Annotated in this window: 15 protein-coding genes; 3 read left to right on the top strand and 12 right to left on the bottom strand. The window is 70.7% G+C overall.

Features of this window, described 5'->3' with window-relative positions; genetic code table 11:
* The 11 genes from pgi to uvrC all read right to left on the bottom strand — a co-directional run.
* On the bottom strand, window positions 1-1,116 hold a 1,116-nt coding region (gene pgi, locus JK359_RS23510; RefSeq protein WP_201839025.1), incomplete at its 3' end, for a glucose-6-phosphate isomerase.
* Between the two features lie 324 nt (window positions 1,117-1,440).
* Window positions 1,441-1,776 carry an RNA polymerase-binding protein RbpA gene (locus tag JK359_RS23505; RefSeq protein ID WP_003957010.1) on the bottom strand — a complete coding sequence of 112 codons (336 nt, stop codon included), beginning with the start codon at window positions 1,774-1,776 and terminating at the stop codon, window positions 1,441-1,443.
* A gap of 212 nt (window positions 1,777-1,988) precedes the next feature.
* Entirely contained in the window at window positions 1,989-2,225 is a 237-nt protein-coding gene (secG, locus tag JK359_RS23500; protein WP_201839023.1) for a preprotein translocase subunit SecG, read from the bottom strand.
* A 107-nt stretch (window positions 2,226-2,332) separates the two neighbouring features.
* Window positions 2,333-3,109: a triose-phosphate isomerase gene (gene tpiA / locus JK359_RS23495; protein ID WP_201839021.1), complete on the bottom strand. Its 777-nt coding sequence runs from the start codon at window positions 3,107-3,109 to the stop codon at window positions 2,333-2,335.
* Window positions 3,110-3,112: 3 nt separating this feature from the next.
* Complete coding sequence (locus JK359_RS23490) at window positions 3,113-4,324, bottom strand: phosphoglycerate kinase (protein WP_201839018.1); 1,212 nt, start codon at window positions 4,322-4,324, stop codon at window positions 3,113-3,115.
* Between the two features lie 144 nt (window positions 4,325-4,468).
* The gene (gene gap / locus JK359_RS23485; RefSeq protein WP_201839016.1) at window positions 4,469-5,476 is read right to left on the bottom strand and encodes a type I glyceraldehyde-3-phosphate dehydrogenase; all 1,008 of its coding nucleotides are present in this window, start codon (window positions 5,474-5,476) and stop codon (window positions 4,469-4,471) included.
* A 297-nt stretch (window positions 5,477-5,773) separates the two neighbouring features.
* Window positions 5,774-8,728 carry a M14 family metallopeptidase gene (locus JK359_RS23480; RefSeq protein ID WP_201839009.1) on the bottom strand — a complete coding sequence of 985 codons (2,955 nt, stop codon included), beginning with the start codon at window positions 8,726-8,728 and terminating at the stop codon, window positions 5,774-5,776.
* Between the two features lie 174 nt (window positions 8,729-8,902).
* Window positions 8,903-9,892: a DNA-binding protein WhiA gene (whiA, locus tag JK359_RS23475; protein WP_201839001.1), complete on the bottom strand. Its 990-nt coding sequence runs from the start codon at window positions 9,890-9,892 to the stop codon at window positions 8,903-8,905.
* Window positions 9,883-10,950 carry a gluconeogenesis factor YvcK family protein gene (locus JK359_RS23470; protein ID WP_201838993.1) on the bottom strand — a complete coding sequence of 356 codons (1,068 nt, stop codon included), beginning with the start codon at window positions 10,948-10,950 and terminating at the stop codon, window positions 9,883-9,885. The genes whiA and JK359_RS23470 overlap by 10 nt, the downstream gene beginning before the upstream one ends.
* Window positions 10,947-11,975 carry an RNase adapter RapZ gene (gene rapZ, locus JK359_RS23465; RefSeq protein ID WP_201838985.1) on the bottom strand — a complete coding sequence of 343 codons (1,029 nt, stop codon included), beginning with the start codon at window positions 11,973-11,975 and terminating at the stop codon, window positions 10,947-10,949. The genes JK359_RS23470 and rapZ overlap by 4 nt, the downstream gene beginning before the upstream one ends.
* A complete protein-coding gene (gene uvrC / locus JK359_RS23460) occupies window positions 11,972-14,275 on the bottom strand; it encodes an excinuclease ABC subunit UvrC (RefSeq protein WP_201838976.1) in 2,304 nt (767 codons plus the stop codon). Before uvrC ends, rapZ begins: the two co-directional genes overlap by 4 nt.
* Window positions 14,276-14,795: 520 nt before the next feature.
* Between uvrC and JK359_RS23455 the strand changes: the two genes are divergently transcribed.
* On the top strand, window positions 14,796-15,743 hold the full coding sequence (locus JK359_RS23455; RefSeq protein WP_201838967.1) for a hypothetical protein: 948 nt from the start codon (window positions 14,796-14,798) through the stop codon (window positions 15,741-15,743).
* 69 nt (window positions 15,744-15,812) lie between these two features.
* On the opposite strand, the gene JK359_RS23450 is transcribed toward JK359_RS23455, so the two are convergent.
* The gene (locus JK359_RS23450; RefSeq protein WP_201839064.1) at window positions 15,813-16,241 is read right to left on the bottom strand and encodes a Rieske (2Fe-2S) protein; all 429 of its coding nucleotides are present in this window, start codon (window positions 16,239-16,241) and stop codon (window positions 15,813-15,815) included.
* Between the two features lie 563 nt (window positions 16,242-16,804).
* Between JK359_RS23450 and JK359_RS23445 the strand changes: the two genes are divergently transcribed.
* Together JK359_RS23445 and JK359_RS23440 are read left to right on the top strand one after the other, a co-directional pair.
* Window positions 16,805-17,935 (top strand): LacI family DNA-binding transcriptional regulator, encoded by a 1,131-nt coding sequence (locus tag JK359_RS23445; RefSeq protein ID WP_236678284.1) that lies wholly within the window; start codon window positions 16,805-16,807, stop codon window positions 17,933-17,935.
* Window positions 17,932-18,852, top strand: a complete 921-nt coding sequence (locus JK359_RS23440; protein WP_201838965.1) for a carbohydrate kinase family protein — start codon at window positions 17,932-17,934, stop codon at window positions 18,850-18,852. Before JK359_RS23445 ends, JK359_RS23440 begins: the two co-directional genes overlap by 4 nt.
* Window positions 18,853-19,019 lie beyond the last annotated feature (167 nt).

Raw genomic sequence — 19,019 nt, 5'->3', positions numbered from 1 at the left:
CTCGACCTGCTTGCCGTCCCGGGCGACGTGCTTGCCGTTGGACTCCATGTCCAGCTGCTGCAGGTAGGCGGTGAACCGGGACAGATAGTGGCTGTAGGGCAGTACGGCGTGCGACTGCGCGTCGTGGAAGTTGCCGTACCAGATACCCAGCAGGCCCAGCAGCAGCGGGGCGTTGGAGTCGGCGGGCGCGGTGCGGAAGTGCTCGTCGATGAGGTGGAACCCGTCGAGCATCTCCCGGAACCGGTCCGGGCCGATGGCGATCATCAGGGAAAGGCCGATCGCGGAGTCGTACGAGTAGCGGCCGCCGACCCAGTCCCAGAACTCGAACATGTTGTCCGGGTCGATGCCGAATTCGGTGACCTTCTCGGCGTTGGTCGACAGCGCCACGAAGTGCTTCGCCACCGCGGACTCGTCGCCGAGCGCGTCCAGCAGCCACTTCCGGGCCGAGGTCGCGTTGGTGATCGTCTCGATGGTGGTGAAGGTCTTGGAGGCGATGATGAAGAGCGTCTCGGCCGGGTCCAGGTCCCGGGTGGCCTCGTGCAGGTCGGCGCCGTCCACGTTGGAGACGAAGCGGACCGTCAGGTCGCGGTCGGTGAAGCTGCGCAGCACCTCGTAGGCCATGGCGGGCCCGAGGTCGGAGCCGCCGATGCCGATGTTGACGACGTTCCGGATGCGCTTGCCGGTGTGGCCGGTCCACTCGCCCGAGCGGACCCGGTCGGCGAAGCCGGCCATCTTGTCGAGCACGGCGTGCACCTTCGGCACCACGTTCTCGCCGTCGACCTCGATCACCGCGTCCCGAGGGGCGCGCAGCGCGGTGTGCAGCACGGCCCGGTTCTCGGTGACGTTGATCTTCTCGCCGCGGAACATGGCGTCCCGCAGCCCGAAGACGTCCGTCGCCGCGGCCAGCTCGCGCAGCAACCGCAGGGTCTCGTCGGTGACCAGGTGCTTCGAGTAGTCGATGTACAGGTCACCGACCTGCAGCGTGTACGCCGTGCCGCGCCCGGGCTCGGCGGCGAACAGGTCCCTCAGACGGGTGCCGGCCTGCTCCTCCCGGTGCTTGGCGAGCGCGGTCCATTCGGGCGTCTGGTTGAGCCTGATACGGCCGTCTGCGTTCATTTCCGACTTCAGCCTTCTTTCGTGCGCCTGTCCCGCTGCCGTTCCCAACCTAATTGATCAGCACGCGGGGAAGCGGTCGAGACGCTGTCGCCGCGGGCAACAAGACGTACGTCCGGCGGGCGCTCCGGTGTCAACGCGGTGACGGACAGCGCGAACCCGGCCGGGTACGCCGGCGGGGGCGCATTGCTGCATCGGGGGTGGCGTGTCGGCGCTCCACGACCACCCGAAGCCGGCACGCCGGGGTGCCACCGGCCGTCGGCCGGGCCCGGGCGGGCGGATACGGCTCCGGCCAGGCGCCCTCGGGCACCCGGCCGGTGAGAAGTCCTAGATTTCGCCGCGCAGTTTGGCGAGCGCCTCGGCGAGGATCGCCTCGCCGTCCGCGTCGCTGCGCCGCTCCCGTACGTACGCGAGGTGCGTCTTGTACGGCTCGGTGCGCGGCGGGTCCGGCGGATTGTCCCGGTCCTGACCGGCCGGGAAGCCGCAGCGCGGGCAGTCCCAGGTGTCGGGAACCTGCGCGTCGCTGGCGAAGCTGGGCTGCGTCTCGTGCCCGTTGGAGCACCAGAAGGAGATGCGCAGACGCGGCGCGGACTCGCCGCGCTCGGCCTCGCCCATCGGCCCCGCCCCGACCCGGCTTCCTCGGATCGCGTTGCCACTTGCCACGGTCGTAACTCCCTGCGTGATGGTGCCGCAAAGCGAGTCGGCGTTTCGCTTCGCTGCGAGCGCCTCAGTCTACGTAAGGCCCAACGCGCGTCCAGTGATTGGAGTTACCGGGCCCCATTCCCAGACGCAAGCCCCATGATAGGCCGCGCTCACCGGCGCGTACCGAACATGGGGCTTTACATGCGGAATATGCGTGATGTGCTGTTCGCGCGTCAGCTGTTCGACTTCATCAGGATGCCGAGGGCGATGATGCACGCGAACCACAGCAGGCCGATCACGATGGTGATCCGGTCCAGGTTGCGCTCGGCGACCGAGGAGCCGCCGACGGAGGACTGCATGCCGCCACCGAACATGTCGGAGAGGCCGCCGCCCTTTCCCTTGTGCATCAGCACCAGCAGCATCAGCAGCAGGCTGAAGACGATCAGGGCGATCGAGAACCCCAAAACCACGGCTGGACCAACTTCCTCGGATTCGGATGGACGACGGGGGCACAGCGTCTCGGCTGTGCCCCCGCAAGGGTACGACGTATCGCCGCTACCGCCTACTCACAGCCGGTTCACTGATCGCGGAAGCGCACGATCTTGACGAAGTCGTCCGCGTCCAGCGAGGCACCGCCGACCAGGGCGCCGTCGATGTCGGCCTGCGCCATGATCTCGGCGACGTTGCCCGACTTCACCGAGCCGCCGTACTGGATGCGGACCTTGTCGGCCACGTCCTGCGAGTACAGCTCGGCGATCTTGGCGCGGATCGCGGCGCAGACCTCCTGCGCCTCCCCGGCGCCGCAGACCTTGCCGGTGCCGATGGCCCACACGGGCTCGTAGGCGATCACGACGGTCTCGGCCTGCTCGGCCGGGAGGTCCTTCAGACCGCCCTCGACCTGGGCGAGGGTGTGGGCGACGTGATTGCCCGCCTCGCGGACGTCCAGCTCCTCGCCGACGCACAGGATCGGGGTCAGGCCGTGCTTGTAGGCGGCCTTGACCTTGGCGTTGACCTGCTCGTCGGTCTCGCTGTGGTACTGCCGGCGCTCGGAGTGGCCGATGACCACGTACGTGCACTTCAGCTTGGCCAGCATGGGGCCCGAGATCTCGCCGGTGTAGGCACCGGAGTCGTGCTGCGAGATGTCCTGGGCACCGTACTTGATCTTGAGCTTGTCGCCGTCGACCAGGGTCTGCACGGAGCGCAGGTCGGTGAAGGGCGGCAGGACGGCGACCTCGACGGCCTCGTAGTCCTTGTCGGCCAGGGCGAAGGCGAGTTTCTGGACGTGCGCGATGGCCTCGAGGTGGTTGAGGTTCATCTTCCAGTTGCCCGCCATCAGCGGCGTGCGGGTGCTCAAGGGTCAGTCCTCCAGTGCGGCGAGGCCGGGGAGCGTCTTGCCCTCGAGGTATTCGAGGGAGGCGCCGCCACCGGTCGAGATGTGGCCGAATGCGTTCTCGTCGAAGCCGAGCGTACGCACGGCCGCGGCGGAGTCGCCGCCACCGACGACGGTGAAGCCGTTCGCGTCGACGAGTGCCTGGGCGACCGCCTTGGTGCCCTCGGCGTAGTCGGGGTGCTCGAAGACGCCCATGGGACCGTTCCAGAAGACGGTCGAGGCGTCGGCGAGCTTCGAGGCGTAGAGCTCTCGGGTCTTCGGGCCGATGTCCAGGCCCTCCTGGTCGGCGGGGATCTTGTCCGCGTCGACGGTCGTGGGGTTGGCCGGGGCCTTCGTCTTCAGGTCAGGGAACTCCGGCGAGACGAGGACGTCGACGGGCAGCAGCAGCTCGACGCCCTGCTTCTCGGCGCGCTGCATGTACTCCGTGACGGCCGGGACCTGGTCCTCCTGCAGGAGGGAGATGCCGACCTCGTAGCCCTTGGCCTTGAGGAAGGTGTAGGCCATGCCGCCGCCGATGAGCAGCCGGTCGGCCTTGCCGAGGAGCTGGTCGATGACGGCGAGCTTGTCGGAGACCTTGGCGCCGCCGAGCGCGACCACATAGGGGCGCTTGACGTCCTCGGTGAGCTTCTTCAGGACGCCGACCTCGGTGGCGATGAGGTGTCCGGCGTAGTGGGGCAGCCGCTTCGGCAGGTCGTACACGGAGGCGTGCTTGCGGTGCACGGCGCCGAAGCCGTCGCCGACGTAGACGTCGGCGAGCGCGGCCAGCCGGTCGGCGAACTCGGCCCGCTCCTGGTCGTCCTTGGAGGTCTCGCCCGGGTTGAAGCGCAGGTTCTCGATGACCGCGACCTGGCCGGGCTGGAGGCCGTCGACGGCGTCGTGGGCGGCGGGGCCGACGGTGTCCTCGGCGAAGGCGACCGGGGCACCGAGCAGTTCACCGAGGCGCTCGGCGGCGGGGAGCAGCGAGAAGGCGGGGTCCGGGGCGCCCTTGGGGCGGCCCAGGTGCGAGGCGACGACCACCTTGGCGCCCGCGTCGGCGAGGGCCTTGACGGTGGGCAGGACGGCACGGATACGGCCGTCGTCGGTGATCGTCCCGTCGGCCAGCGGCACGTTGAGGTCGGCGCGGACGAAGACCCGCTTGCCGCTCACGCCGTCGGCGAGAAGTTCGTCGATCGTCTTCATTGAGTGGACTCCTGAGGAGGGCTCTTGATGCCCCTGATCGTATGAGGGCGTGATCCGTACGCGAGACAGGGCCCGGCCAGCGCGCCGGTGCGCTGGCCGAGCCCTGCTCTCACTTCGAGGTCCTGCTGCTGCGATCTTCGGCGATCAGAGCTGGTTGCCGACGAAGACCGTGAGGTCCACGAGGCGGTTGGAGTAGCCCCACTCGTTGTCGTACCAGCCGATGACCTTCACGTTCTTGCCCTCCTGGACCATGGTCAGGGAGGAGTCGAAGGTGCAGGACGCCGGAGCGTTGACGATGTCCGAGGAGACGATCTGGTCCTCGGTGTAGTCCAGGAGGCCCTTCAGCTCGCCCTCGGCGGCCTTCTGGAAGGCGGCGTTGACCTCTTCCTTGGTGACCTCACGGCCCAGCTCCACGACCAGGTCGGTGACGGAGCCCGTCGGGACCGGGACGCGCATGGCGATGCCGTCCAGCTTGCCCTTGAGCTGCGGCAGGACCAGGGCGGTGGCCTTGGCGGCACCGGTGGTGGTCGGGATGATGTTCTCGGCGGCGGCACGGGCGCGGCGCAGGTCCTTGTGCGGGAAGTCCAGGATGCGCTGGTCGTTCGTGTACGCGTGCACCGTGGTCATCAGACCCTTGACGATGCCGAAGTTCTCGTCGAGGACCTTCGCCATCGGCGCCACACAGTTGGTGGTGCACGAGGCGTTGGAGATGACGTGGTGGTTCGCCGGGTCGTACTTGTCCTGGTTGACGCCCATCACGATGGTGATGTCCTCGTCCTTGGCCGGAGCCGAGATGAGGACCTTCTTGGCGCCGCCGGCGATGTGCTTGGCGGCGTCGTCCTTCTTCGTGAAGATGCCGGTGGACTCGATGACGATGTCGACACCCAGCTCGCCCCACGGGATGTCGGCGGGGTTGCGCTCGGACAGCACCTTGATGGTGTGGCCGTCGACCGTGATGGTGTCGGCGGTGTGGGAGACCTCCTGCTTGAGGCGGCCCAGGATCGTGTCGTACTTGAGCAGGTGAGCCGTGGTCGCGGTGTCACCAAGGTCGTTGACAGCCACAACTTCGATGTCGGCACCCTGCTCCAGCAGCGCGCGGAAGTAGTTACGCCCGATACGGCCGAAGCCGTTGATGCCTACGCGGATCGTCACGAACCGATCTCCTCGTTGGTAGCCGGCCATGCGGTGCCGGCGAGCTCTGTTTGGGATGTCCCCGACCACCACCGACCCTACCTCTCTGAGGGCCCCTGAGTGACATCGAGATGCCGCATACAAGGGCAGGCAGTCCGTACCCGTCAGTAGGGGTACGGACCACCAGGGATCGACAGTGGCTTCAGCCGTATTTGTTACGTATTGCGGCCCCTTATTGACGCCGTTGTCACTCGTTCGTGAGCGGGTCGGCTCACCTGTCGACCGCCCCATTTCTGCACCCTTGAGAGGGGGTTCCGCTCACCTGTCGAGCGAGCCGAACGCCTTCCTCAGCAAGGCCGCCCGATCGGCCGCCGACGGCACCTGCTCCAGGCCGAACCCGAACAGCACGGTGTCGTCCGTGGCGACCGCTCCGAACGTCCGGAACAGGGTCCCGGTGCGCGTCCAGTCCTTGAGCACGGCCGGGCTGCCGGCCGGCGGTCCGGCCGCCTTCCAGGCACCGAGCGACGACTCGAAGCCCTCGGTCTCCTTCGCCGTGCCGCCGAGCGTCAGCGAGGCGTCGTCGGCGAGGACACCGTGTCCGCCGCTGCCGGGGTCGGTGACGTAGCTGATCGAGACCTCGACGGACCTTCCGGCGTACGCGCTCAGGTCGAAGCTCACCTGCTGCCAGCCGCTGGAGCTGCCGGTGAGGCTGTTCCACGCGCCGGTGGTACCGGTGGCGGTGCAGGCGTTGTCCGCGAGCGTCAGGTAGTGCTTCAGCCACGGGTGCTCACCGATCAGGAACCCGGCCCCGCACTCCTCCGGGACGGCCGTGCTCGTGGCACCTCCGGCCTCGGGCAGCGTCGTCCAGTCGTCACCGCCCACGCTGTGCGCCTCGACCACCGCGTGGTCGTAGCCGGGCTCGGTGTCCCACAACAGCCGGGTGCTGAGCGCCGGCTGCTGGGCCGCCGTGACACCCGTGAGGTCGATGGTGCGGGTGAGACGCTTGTAGGCGTCGTCGGTGTGCACGGCGGCGGCCATCGACGCGCCCGCGTACGGCCCGTAAGGGCTGACGGTGCCTGCGAACGTGCCCGCGCCCGCGCTCTTGAACTGCGGGTACGTGGAGACCGGCAGTTCGTCGGAGGTGACGCCGTAGGTACCGGCCTTGTCGAGCGGGTTGCCCGGCGCGTCACCGAGGGCGCCGGTGACTCCGTCGAGGGCGCCGGTGCCGGTGAAGCCGGTGGCTCCCTTGGTCGACGTACGGCTGTAGGCGCCCAGGTAGTACTGGCTGAAGTCGTCGGACGGCGTGCCGTCGCCGAGGTCGACGCTGCCGCCGGCCAGCTCGCCGGCCTCGACCAGCCGGCCGCCCTCGTTGAGGTAGGCGCGCAGCTGGAGCTGGGTGGGGTTGGCGGGGCCCTTCGCGCCGGAGTAGTGGACCACCGTCCGGAAGTGCCGGAGCACGCCGAGCGCGTCCGGTGCGCCCTGCGCGGCCACGTCCCACACCAGCGCCCTGTGCCCGGCCGCCTTCAGTGCGTCCACGTACGTCTGCGCCTGCGTGGCGGTCGTGCCCTCCTCGGCGACCACGAGGGTGTCCGCCTTCGGCCGCTCGGCGACGGTGTAGGTGAAGTGGGTGCTGGAGACCTTCTTCCCGTTCCTGGTCTCGCCGGTGAACCACACCTCGACCTTGTCGCCCGGCTCGCCGTCCTGCACCTCGGCCCGGTACTCGTCGAAGTAGAGGTCGTCCTCGCCGCCGTAGGTCCTACCGCCCCGCCAGGGCTTCAGTGTCTGGTCGAGCGTACGGCCGCCGTTGACGCGGTACTTGAGTTCCTTGTCCCGGACCGCCTTGCGGACGACGACGGCGACCTCCTGGTCCGCGCCCCGGGAGTAGGAGGTGGAGAACGCCGCCGGGGTGAAGTCCGCGGCGTCCAGGCCCACCGGGGAGACCGGCTTGTCGGGATGGGCGGCGGTCTCGGCGACGGAGAGCGCGAACGGGACGTTCTTGGCGAACTCCTGCTGGATCAGTTTCTCGTCGTCGGGGAAGTTGAAGACCGACTGGCAGTCCCGGCGGTTCCAGGCGTCGTCCGGGTCGATGTCCGAGGCGGTCTGGCAGGTCGACATCTCCGGGGTGAACATCGCCATGCCGTTGACGTTCGACGCGTGGCCGTCGGCCTCGCCGTTGGTGGTGTACAGCTCCGAGGAGAGCTGCGAACGGTAGCCGGGGACGGCGGGGTTGTCCGGGGTGCCGGCGAGCGCCTTGTAGAGGACGTCGTCCGGGGTCGGTGTGGCCACCTGCCAGCCGACGCCGTAGAGCAGGAGTTCGGCGGCGGAGTGGTAGTTGATGCCGTAGGTGAAGCCCACGCGTTTCTCGAAGGCGTCGAGTGCCTTGGTCTCGGGCTCGGAGCCGGGGCCGGCGCCCCGGTAGGTCTGGCTGGTGGGGTTCGGGGACGAACCCTCGTCGTCGTAGCCCCACTTGTAGCCGAAGTTGCGGTTGAGGTCGACGCCGTCACCCGTACTGATGACACCGTCCCCGTTGACGTCCCGCAGGTTCTTGCGCCAGAGGCGGTTGGCGGGGTCCTGGAAGGTGTAGTCGTATCCGTCCGGGTTGGCCGAGAGGACGAACCACAGCTCCGTCGAGTCGACGAGCTTCTTGATCCGCCGGTCGCTCTTGTAGTGGTCCAGGTAGTAGTGCATCAGCCGGCGCGTCATCTCGGGGGTGATCCACTCGCGCGCGTGCTGGTTCGACATGTACAGCACGGACGGCTTGGAACCGTCCTTCGACTTCTTCGCGTTCCTGGTCAGTTTGAGCGCGAGGATGTCCTGGCCCTTGATCGTCCGGCCGATGGACTCGACCTTGGTGAGACCGGGGTGGGCCTGGGCGGTCCGGAGGATCTCCTCCTTGAGCCCGCCGCTCCCGCTGTACGGGCGGAAGACGCCCTGGGCGGCGTCCTCGGCGCGCGCCGCCGCCTTCGCGGGGACGGTGTGCTCGGTGAGGTCGACGCCCTGCTCGCGCAGGTGGGCGGCCTGCTTGTCGGTGAGGTAGACCTCCACCTCGGTGCGGCCGTTCCCGCTCACCTGCTCACTGAGTTCCTGGCCGTCCTGACCGGCCTTGAGCAGGAGGGGTACCTGCTTCTTGGTGACGTCGGCGCGGAAGACCTTGACCTCGTCCGGGTCGGGCTTTCCCGGACTACCGCTCTGTGCCTGGGCTGTGGGTGCAAGGCTCGCTCCGCCGATGAGAAGCGCGCCGACAGCGAGGATCGATCTCGCTCTGTGTCTCATGAACCCCCCTAGCGGTGGTCCGCCACAGCGGCGAACAGGTTGCCAGGCTCATGTCACTTCATGATCGAGTCAAGAGGGCCTCACGGCCACACGAGCGAGGCCTGAAACGGGTGTGCGATCCCGGTGCCGACGGGTTCAAGTACCCGTCGGCGACCGGGAGTTGGCCGGACCAGATCAGCCGGCCAGGTTGTCCGCGAGTTCCTCGGAGAGGTTGGCCTCCGTGCCCGGAATGCCCAGGTCGGTGGCACGCTTGTCGGCCATCGCCAGCAGACGGCGGATCCGGCCGGCGACCGCGTCCTTCGTCAGCGGCGGGTCGGCGAGCGCTCCCAGCTCCTCCAGGGAGGCCTGCTTGTGCTCCATCCGCAGCCGGCCGGCGGCGGCGAGGTGCTCGGGAACCTCGTCGCCCAGGATCTCCAGGGCACGCTGGACCCGTGCCCCCGCGGCCACGGCGGCACGGGCCGAACGGCGCAGGTTGGCGTCGTCGAAGTTGGCGAGCCGGTTGGCCGTGGCCCGCACCTCGCGGCGCATCCGGCGCTCCTCCCAGGCCAGCACCGACTCGTGCGCACCCAGCCGGGTGAGCAGGGCGCCGATCGCGTCACCGTCCCGGACGACGACCCGGTCGACACTGCGCACCTCGCGGGCCTTCGCGGCGATCGACAGCCTGCGGGCCGCGCCGACCAGCGCGAGCGCCGCCTCCGGGCCCGGGCAGGTCACCTCGAGTGAGGAGGAGCGGCCGGGCTCCGTCAGCGAGCCGTGCGCCAGGAAGGCACCGCGCCAGGCCGCCTCAGCGTCACAGGTGGCCCCCGAGACCACCTGCGGGGGCAGACCGCGGATCGGGCGGCCCCGGCCGTCGACCAGCCCCGTCTGCCGGGCCAGCTGGTCACCGCCCGCGACGACCCGGACGACGTACCGCGAGCCGCGGCGCAGTCCGCCGGGCGCCATCACGATCAGCTCGGAGCTGTGGCCGAAGATCTCCAGGATGTCCCGCTTGAGCCGGCGCGCCGCCATCGCGGTGTCCAGTTCCGCCTCGATCACGATGCGCCCGCTCACCAGGTGGAGGCCGCCGGCGAACCGCAGAATGGCGGAGACCTCCGCCTTCCTGCAGCAGGTCCGGGTGACGGGGAGCCGGGAGATCTCGTCCTTCACCGCTGCCGTCATCGCCATGGGCCGATCCTTCCATGCATCCGAAAAATACGGTCGTACGCGGCGGCCAACAGCTCCGGGTCGTGCCGGGAAGAACCGTCGGTCCGGGCCACCGGGGCCAGCTCGACCGCGGCTCCCAGCCGCTTGGCGGCCTCGGTGAGCGAGTCGCGGTCGGGCACGGCAGCCTCGTCGGCGAGCACCACGTCCAGGGCGAGTTTAGGGGCGTGTCGCCCCAAAACCTCCAAATGACGCTGCGGGGAGAAGCCCTCGGTTTCTCCCGGCTGGGGCGCCAGGTTCAAGGAGAGCACACGGCGGGCCTTGGTCTCCGTGAGGGCGTCCAGCAGCTCGGGCACGAGCAGGTGCGGAATGACCGAGGAGAACCAGGAACCGGGGCCGAGCACCACCCAGTCCGCGTCCAGCACCGCCGCCACGGCCTCCGGAACGGAGGGCGGGTCGTGCGGCACCAGATGCACCGACTGCACCTCGCCGGGCGTCAGGGCGACGGTGGCCTGCCCGCGTACCGTGTCCACCTCCTCCGGGCGCTCCGGGTCGTGCCCCTTGACCAGGGCCTGCAGCTCCAGCGGTACGGCCGACATGGGCAGCACCCGGCCGTGCGCACCGAGCAGCTTGCCGACCAGGTCCAGGGCCTGCACATGATCACCGAGCTGCTCCCACAGGGCGACGATCAGCAGATTGCCGACCGCGTGGTCGTGCAGATCGCCCTGGGACTGGAAGCGGTGCTGGATGACCCGGGCCCAGGTCTGGCCCCAGTCGTCGTCGCCGCAGAGCGCGGCCAGCGCCTTGCGCAGGTCGCCGGGCGGCAGCACACCCAGCTCGTCGCGGAGCCGGCCGCTGGAGCCGCCGTCGTCGGCCACGGTGACGACGGCGGTGAGGTCGCCGGTGATCCGGCGCAGCGCGGCGAGCGACGCGGACAGGCCCATGCCGCCGCCGAGCGCCACGACCTTCGGCTGGGCACCGCGCCGCCGCGACCGGCCTCCGCGGGTCTCGGCCGGGCGGCCGGCCCGCGCCTCGGGCACCATCCGGCGCAGCCTGCTCAGCCGCGGTGTACGTTCCGTCATTCCCGTCCCATGTCCCGGTGTACGACCACCGTCTCCACACCTTCGGCCGCCAGGCGCGCGGCGAGCTTCTCCGACATCGCGACCGAGCGGTGCTTGCCGCCGGTGCAGCCGATGGCGATCGTCACGTACCGCTTGCCCTCGCGCCGGTACCCGGCCGCGATGAGCCGCAGCAGCTCGGCGTACCGGTCGAGGAACTCCTTCGCGCCGGGCTGGTTGAACACATAGGCGGCCACCTCCTCGTTGAGGCCGGTGAACGGGCGCAGCTCCGGGACCCAGTGCGGGTTGGGCAGGAACCGCATGTCCGCGACCAGGTCGGCGTCGACCGGCAGGCCGTACTTGAAGCCGAAGGACATCACGGTGGCCCGCAGCTCGGGCTCCTCCTCGCCGGCGAACTGGGCGTCCATCTTGGCGCGCAGCTCGTGCACGTTCAGGCTGGAGGTGTCGATCACCAGATCGGCGTCGCCGCGCAGCTCGCGCAGCAGTTCCCGCTCGGCCGCGATGCCGTCCACGATGCGGCCGTCGCCCTGGAGCGGGTGCGGGCGGCGCACCGACTCGAAGCGGCGCACCAGGGCCTCGTCCGAGGACTCCAGGAAGACGATCCGCCGGGTGACGTTCTTCGACTCCAGGTCGGCGAGGGACTCGCGCAGGTTGTCGAAGAAGCGCCGGCCGCGCACGTCCACGACGACCGCGATCCGCGCCACGTTGCCCTGGGAGCGGGCGCCCAGCTCCACCATGGTGGGGATGAGGGCGGGCGGGAGGTTGTCCACGACGAACCAGCCGAGGTCCTCCAGACACTTCGCGGCCGTGGACCGGCCCGCTCCGGACATGCCGGAGATGATCACCAGCTCGGGGATGGCCGCCTCGGGTACCCCGGCCGCCTCGCTGCCCGTACTCACCTGTGCTCCGTCGTCCTGGCCGGGGTCTTGGCCGGCGTCCTGGCCGGCGTTCTGCGGAAGGACATTGTCGCCCGTGTCGCCGTGCGCCTGATCTCGCTGCCCTGTGGGCTGTTCCTGGTGCTCGCTCATGTCTCCTGCCCCCGTCGTTCGTCCGGGGCGCCCGCGGTCACGGGCTCCCCCGAGGAACCCGCCGTCGTATCGGGTTCCTCGTCCTCAATGATCTCTCCGGTCGCCGTGTTCACGGCGGGTGCGGCCGGGGCCGCCTGGGCGAGGGCCACGGCAATGGTCTCGGCCGTCTTCCGGCCTATCCCGGGCACTTCCTGGATCTGCTCGATTGTCGCCGACCGCAGCTTCTTCACCGAGCCGAAATGCTTGATGAGCGCCTGTTTGCGGGTGTCGCCCAGTCCGGGGACGTCGTCCAGGGGGCCGGCGCGGAAGCGCTTGGCGCGCTTGGTGCGCTGGTAGGTGATCGCGAAGCGGTGGGCCTCGTCCCGGACGCGCTGGAGCAGGTAGAGGCCTTCACTGGTGCGGGGCAGGACCACCGGGTCGTCCTCTCCCGGCACCCAGACCTCCTCCAGGCGCTTGGCGAGACCGCACACGGCGATGTCGTCGATGCCCAGCTCGTCCAGGGCGCGCCGGGCCGCGGCGACCTGCGGCTGACCACCGTCGACCACGACCAGCTGCGGCGGGTACGCGAACTTCCTGGGCCGGCCGTCGTCGTCCTTGAGAGAGTCGGTGATCGCGTCCGTGCCGGTGAGCCCGCCGTTGCCGTCGGTGTGGCCGCCCGCGCCGAGGGAGCCGTGGGTGGCTGGGGAGCCGTCGGTGGCGGAGGGGACGACACCAGGGCCGTCGGTGGCATCGGTGCCGTCCGTGGCGGAGGGGACGACACCAGGGCCGTCGGTGGCATCGGTGCCGTCCGTGGCGGAGGGGACGACACCAGGGCCGTCGGTGGCATCGGTGCCGTCGGTGGCGGGGCCGTCGATGGCCGGCTCGGTGACACCGGAGCCGTCGGTCCACTCCCCCGTCCGCTCCTTCTCGGCGAGGTAACGCTTGAAGCGGCGGGTGATCACCTCGTGCATGGACCGGACGTCGTCCTGGCCGGCGAAGCCCTTGATCTGGAAGCGGCGGTACTCGCTCTTGCGCTGCAGGCCGTCCTCGAAGACGACCATGGAGGCCACGACGTCGTCGCCCTGGAGATGCGAGATGTCGTAGCACTCGATCCGCAGCGGGGCGCTGTCCAGCTCGAGGGCTTCGGCGATCTCCTCCAGCGCGCGCGAGCGGGTGGTCAGGTCGGAGGCACGCTTGGTCTTGTGCAGTGCGAGGGCCTGCTGGGCGTTGCGCTGCACGGTCTCCATGAGCGCCTTCTTGTCGCCGCGCTGCGGGATGCGCAGCGACACGTTCGACCCGCGGCGGGTGGTGAGCCACTCCTGGACCGGCTCGACCGGCTCGGGCAGGGCCGGGACCAGCACCTCCTTGGGCACCGCGTCCCCGGTCTCCTCCCCGTACAGCTGCTGCAGGGCGTGCTCCACCAGGGCGCCGGTGGTGACCTCCTCGACCTTGTCGGTCACCCAGCCGCGCTGGCCGCGCACCCGGCCGCCACGCACGTGGAAGATCTGTACGGCTGCCTCCAGCTCGTCCTCCGCGACGGCGATGAGGTCGGCGTCGGTCGCGTCGGCGAGCACGACCGCGTTCTTCTCCATGGCCTTCTTCAGGGCCTCGATGTCGTCGCGCAGGCGGGCCGCCCGCTCGTACTCCATCTCCTCGGCCGCCTCCATCATCTGCTTCTCCAGGCGGCGGAGGTAGGTGCCGGTGCGGCCGGCCATGAAGTCGCAGAACTCCTCGGCCAGATCCTGGTGGTCCTCGGGGGTGATCCGGCCGACACAGGGCGCGGAGCACTTGCCGATGTACCCGAGCAGGCAGGGGCGGCCGGTGCGGGAGGCGTTCTTGAAGACACCGGCCGAGCAGGTGCGCACCGGGAAGACCCGGAGCAGCAGGTCGACGGTGTCCCGGATGGCCCACGCGTGCGCGTACGGGCCGAAATACCGCACGCCCTTCTTCTTGTGACCGCGCATCACCTGCACACGAGGGAACTGCTCGCTCATCGTCACCGCGAGGTACGGGTAGCTCTTGTCGTCGCGGTACTTGACGTTGAACCGGGGGTCGTACTCCTTGATCCAGGAGTACTCCAGCTGAAGCGCCTCGACCTCCGTGGACACCACGGTCCACTCCACGGAGGCGGCGGTGGTCACCATCGTCCGGGTGCGCGGGTGCAGGTTCGCCAGGTCCTGGAAGTAGTTCGCCAGGCGCTGGCGCAGGCTCTTCGCCTTTCCGACGTAGATCACCCGGCGGTGCTCGTCACGGAACCTGTACACCCCCGGAGAGTCCGGGATGTCTCCCGGCCTGGGGCGGTAGCTGGAGGGGTCGGCCATGTCTCACACCCTACTGTCGAGCACCGACACCGCGGCGTGCCTGTGGACAGCTCCCGCACCCGTACGGTGTGGGGCCGGGGAAGGAGTGGGCGGGCCGGACGCCTGCCCGGAATGTGGGGTACGCCACCAGGGGCCGGCGGGCGACGCCCTCTGCGCCCCGCGCACGGCACCGGACGGCCCCCGGCAGTTCCGGCGTCGCATTCCGGCCAGGCTGGGACCCGGCTGTCCGCTGCCGCCGCTTCGGCGAGGCCGCTGACGAGGCCCGCCGGTGCCTGCGCGGGCCCCGCTGCGCCGGGCGGGGAGCAGCAAGGTCCGGCCAGTCGTCCGCAACGGTCGGTTCGAGGTGTTGTCGGGTTCTGGTCAACACGCTTCAATGCGGGGGAACTCGGGGCCGTGCACGCCTGCGAACGGGCGCGGCGTGACCTGCCACGGGCCTGCCCGCAGCGCCCACGGGGTGGCCCCGCACCCGCACACCCGGTCTGACCAGCCGTGGTGACATCTCACAGAAAGGCCCCTCGGCATGCGGCATGCCACGGAGCACGCGGACGTCCCCACCGCGGAACTCGACACGGCCCTGCGCGGCGGCCCCTTCCATGTGGCGCTGCGCGCCGCCATCGCCGCACGCGGACTGCCGCTCCAGCGCGTCCAGCACCACCTGTCCCGCCACGGGGTCAAGGTCGGTGTGACCAGCCTGAGTTACTGGCAGCAGGGCGCCCGCCGCCCGCAGCGCCCGGAATCACTGCGCGCCGTACGCGCACTGGAGGAGATCCTCCAGTTGCCGGACGAGTCACTCATCCGGCTGCTCGCCGAGGCCGGCGAACACTCCGTGGCCGGCCGCCCCAGGGGCCGCTCGTACCGCTCCCTGATCGAGGCCTCCGACGTCCTGGACCGGCTCACCGCCGACCTGGACTGGGCCGTGGACGGCGGACTGCACACCCTGGGCCACCACGAATGCGTCCGGATCGGGGCACGGCGAGAGCTGGCGAGCCGGGAGGCCCACCACATCGTGCGCGCCCACCACGACGGCGTCGACCGCTTCGTCGCCGTCCACCACGGCGACCCGGGCTGCGACCCGCGCCGCATGACCGTGCACGCCCTGGAGAACTGTCGCACCGGACGACTGCGCTGGGACCAGGACACCGGGGTGCTCGTGGCCGAGCTGCTCTTCGGCACCCGGCTGCGCTCCGGCGACACCTTCCTCTTCCGGTACGGCATCGAGGACGGCACGGCCGCCGCCTCCCGCGAGTACTTCCAGCGCTTCGGCTCCCCGGGCGGTCAGTACGCGCTCCAGGTCCGCTTCGACGCGGGCACCCTGCCGGTGCGCTGCCACCGCTTCGCCCAGCACTCGCCGGCGGCACCGCGCAGCGGCCGGCAGGAACTCCCCGTGACCGGCCCCCACCACTGCGCCCACGTGGTCGAGCCGCGGATCCGGCCGGGCATCGTGGGAATCGCCTGGGACTGGGACTGAGCGGTCCCCCACCGCCCGCCTGCCGAGCGCTGTCGCCCGTCGCCCGGGGCTCCTCGCTCGCGGCTTCTGTCAGGCCGCCGGACCGGCGACGATCCTGCCCTTCGCCGCCTTCACCGTCAGCTCGGTCAGAGGCTCGGTGGCCGGCGCCTGGACCACCTTGCCCGTCACGGCATCGAACTGGCTGCCGTGGCAGGGGCAGATCAAGGTCGTGCCCTGCAGCTTGTTGATGGGGCACCCCGCGTGCGTGCAGACCGTGCTGTACGCCCTGAGTGTGCCGTCCTCGCCCCGGCTGACGACCACGTTGTGGTCCCGGTAGAGCTTGGCCCCGCCCTTCGCGACCTCGCTGTCGGCACCGAGGTCAACCGGTGCGGTCGGGGTGGCCGCGGCCTGGCCGTTCCCCCCGGGCGCCGCGCACGCGGCCAGGCCGAGCCCGGCGACCGGAGCCGCGGCGGCCCCTCGAAGTACGGTTCGGCGGCTCGCGGAGGAGGAGGCGGACATCGAGGAGGCGGACATCTGGGACTCCACAGGTCAAGGGGTGTGCACGGCGACGATACCCGCGGGGCGGGGCCGGCCTGGGAGGGGGAGGCACGGGAGGGGGTGCTGGCGGGGCGGGGTGGGGCCGGCTTGGAGCGGGGAAGCGCGGGAGGGAAAGCTGGCGGGGCGGGGTGGGGTCGGTCTGGAAGCGGGGAGGCGCTGAGGGGAAGGCGCGGGAGGGGGGAGCTGGCGGGGTGGGGCCCGGCCTGGAAACGGGGAGGCGCTGGGGGCGGCTAGGGAACGGGGACATGCGGGAGTGGGAGGTGACCCGGCTGGGCTGGGCCGGGCGAAGGGGGGCGGAGGCGCGCGAAGGCGGAATTCAGGCAGGCAGGCAGGGCGCGTAAACGCTTACGTAAGCGTTTACGCGACGGGCGCTCATGGGATACCGTCCGCCGGAAGGTGCAGGAACGGCTCGGCATGTGGATCGGCCGGTCGACAGAAGACCGGCGTTTTGCGGTTCGCCGGCTCGGACGGCTCGGTCGCTGGCCCTGGCGGCGGAGCCCGCTCGGTTCTGGAGAGGCGGTGCGATGGCCACCATGGCGGACGTCGCCCGGCGTGCGGGAGTCTCCGTGGCGACCGTTTCCCACGTGCTGAACGGCACCCGCCCAGTGCTGCCGCACACCCGCGAGGCCGTGCTCGATGCCATCGACGCCCTCGGTTACACCCCCAACAGCCTGGCCCGCTCTCTGGTGACCTCCCGGACCCGCTCCATCGGCCTTGCCGTGTCGGCCATCAGCAACCCGTACTTCACGGAGATCCTCCAGGGAGTCGAGGCCGCCGCCCTCGAAGCCGGCTACAGCCTGCTCATCGCCGACCCGCACGACGACCCGGCACACGAACGCAAGGTCGTACAGCTCCTCCATGAGCGCCGGGTCGACGGCATGATCGTCGCCCCTTCCGCGGACCCGGAAGACCTCATCGGCTACCTCCGCCGCCATGCCGTACCGACGGTGTTCCTCGACCGGCTGGTGGACGCATCCGTGACGGAGGACAGCCGGTCGTCCGGCGACGCGAGCGCCCGCCTTTCCCCAGGCGTGCCATGGTTCGACCAGGTCTGTGCCGAGGGCGCCGCACCGACGGGCCGGCTCGTCGGCCATCTCGCCCGGCTGGGACACCGCCGGATCGGGCTGATCGCCGGTCTGCCCGGGCTCAGCACCACCGCGGAGCGCATCGCCGGCTTCCAGGAGGGGCTCGCCGCCGCCGGGCTGGCCCACGACGAACGTCTCGTCGTCCCCGGTAACTCCGAGTCCGGCGGCGCCGAGCGGGCCACGACCGCCCTGCTCGCCCTGTCCGAGCCGCCCACAGCACTCGTGACCGCCAACAACGCGATGACCATCGGCACCCTGCGCGCGCTGCGCCGCCACGGCCGCTCCGTGCCCGACGACATCGCGCTGTGCTGCTTCGACGACTTCGCCTGGGCCGACCTGTTCTCGCCCCGGCTGACCGCCATCGCCCAGCCCAGCCGGGAGCTGGGCGCCCAGGCCGTCCGGATGCTCCTGGAGCGCCTCGCCGAACCGGGCCGCCCGCCCCGGACGGTCCGCCTGCCCTGCACTTTCGTCCACCGCACATCCTGCGGATGCCCGGAGGAGCCGGACCTCGCGGAAGCGGCCGGGCGAACCGTATCGTCCACTCCGTCCGAGAAGGGGATCGTCTCGTGATCGTCGTTGCCGGTGAGGCGTTGATCGACCTGGTACCGCAGGGCGCCGGTGCCCTCGCGGACCTGAAGCCGGTTCTCGGCGGTGGCCCGTACAACACCGCCGTGGCCCTCGGCCGGCTCGGCTCCCCCACCGCCTTCTGCTCCCGGGCCTCGCACGACGCGTTCGGCGAGGCCCTGCTGGACGGGCTGCGGCGGGCCGGCGTCGACGTCTCCGGTGTCCAGCGGGGACCGGAGCCGACGACCCTGGCGGTGGCCACGATCGACGCCGCCGGCTCGGCCGCCTACTCCTTCTATGTGGACGGCACGGCCGACCGCCTCTTCACTGCCCCGGCCGCTCTCCCCGCCGGGACGCGCGCGGTGTCCTTCGGCACCTGCTCGCTCGTCCTGGAACCGGGGGCGAGCGCCTACGAGGAGCTGATGCGGACCGCTGCGGGACAGGGGTTGTTCACCGCGCTCGACCCCAATATCCGGGCGGGGCTGATCCCGGACGCGGACGCCTACCGGGCGCGTTTCAAGAGCTGGCTGCCCTCGGTGACGCTGCTGAAGCTGTCCGCGGAAGACGCGGCGTGGCTCGGCGGCAGCCCGCGCGAGTGGCTGGCCGAGGGGCCGTCGGCCGTGGTGGTCACGCGGGGCGGCGACGGTCTGACCGTGTTCACCCGGGACGGCGGGGAGCATCATGTGCCGGGTGAGAAGGTCGACGTCGTGGACACCATCGGTGCCGGTGACACGGTGAACGCGGCCTTGCTGCACGGGCTGGCGGCGAGGGACGCGCTGTCCCCGGAAGCGCTCGGCGCCCTCGGGACGGAGGGGTGGACACGGCTGCTGCGCTTCGCGGCACGGGCGGCGGCGATCACTTGCTCGCGGGCGGGGGCCGAGCCGCCGTACGCGGCGGAGCTGGGCGGGCCGGCCGCGCTGTGAGCGGTCTGTCTCCCTGTGCTGTTGACAAGGTACGGCCGGACCTGCGGTGTGCGTGATCTGCCGAACCGCAGGGCCGGGCTGGCTGATGAGGGAACGAGCGGCGCCCCGCGGGGAGTTCCCGCGGGGCGCTGCCTTTTTGATGTGCCGTCACGTGGCGTGCCACCAAG

The sequence above is a fragment of the Streptomyces actinomycinicus genome (assembly GCF_016741775.1).
GTDB lineage: Bacteria > Actinomycetota > Actinomycetes > Streptomycetales > Streptomycetaceae > Streptomyces > Streptomyces actinomycinicus.
The sequence above is the reverse complement of the archived record's forward strand: the minus strand, read 5'-3'. Positions and strand labels throughout refer to the sequence as shown.